Source organism: Streptomyces sp. NPDC005533, assembly GCF_042871845.1.
Lineage (GTDB): Bacteria > Actinomycetota > Actinomycetes > Streptomycetales > Streptomycetaceae > Streptomyces.
Map to the genome: position 1 here is coordinate 1 of NZ_JBIAJH010000204.1, position 1030 is coordinate 1030.

General features: G+C 67.6%; 1 pseudogene. It reads left to right on the forward strand.

The annotated features are described in order from the left end of the window. Positions 1 to 69: 69 nt before the first annotated feature. Positions 70 to 1030 (forward strand): annotated as a pseudogene (locus ACFYP3_RS37965) (IS3 family transposase); the annotation flags it as partial.

Below are 1030 nucleotides of genomic sequence, written 5' to 3' on the forward strand. Positions count from 1 at the left end.
TGAGGTGATCCCCGTGGTGTGGACACGCCTGACAATGGATCTTGGTGATCCTGGAAGGTGTAGATCCACGTGGCAAGGCCCTCGAAGTACAGTGCGGAGTTCCGGTCCGACGCGATCGCGTTGTGGCGGGCCTCGGCCGGCAGGCGGACGTTCAAGGATGTCGCGTCCGATCTGAACCTCAACCCCGAGACACTGCGGACCTGGGTGCGTGATGCGGACGCACCGCCGGCCGCCTCCGGTGCGTCCCAGGACACCGCGGCCGAGCTGGCCCGGCTGCGGGCGGACAATGCCCGGCTGCTGAAGAACGAGAAGGAATGGCAGCTGGAGCGGGAGATCCTGCGCCGGGCAGCCGCGTATTTCGCCCGGGAGATGAAGTGAAGACCGCCGCTTGGGACTTCGTCTCCGCCCACGCCGAGAAGTTCGGCATCAAGCGGATATGCCGGGTGCTGGACGTGTCCCGCTCCGGCTACTACCGGTGGACCGCCGGTGCCGAGGCGCGGGCCAAGCGGCGGGCCGCTGATGACGCCCTGGTCGCCGAGATCCGCGAGATCCACGCCGAACACCGCGGAAACTACGGCGCGTTGCGCATCCATGCCGAGCTGCGAGGCTTCGGCCACACCGTCAACCGCAAGCGTGTCGCGCGCCTGATGCGCAAGCACCACATCGTCGGCCGCCACCTGCGCAAGAAGAAGCGGACCACCATCGCAGACCGGCTTGCGCCGCCGGTGCCGGATCTGGTCCAGCGGGACTTCACCGCTGGGGCTCTGGACGAGAAGTGGTGCGGCGACATTACATACGTGCAGGTCGGCGCCTTGTGGCTCTACCTCGTCTGCGTCATCGACTTCCGCTCGCGCCGAGTGCTCGGCTACTCGATGGCCTCGCACATGCGGGCCGAACTCGTCATCGACGCGCTCCAGGCCGCGGTCGCGGCCCGCGACGGTGACGTCACCGGGGTGATCTTCCACGCGGACAGGGGCTCGCAGTACACCTCGTCCGCGTTCGCACAGGTCTGCGACCAGTACGGCATCCT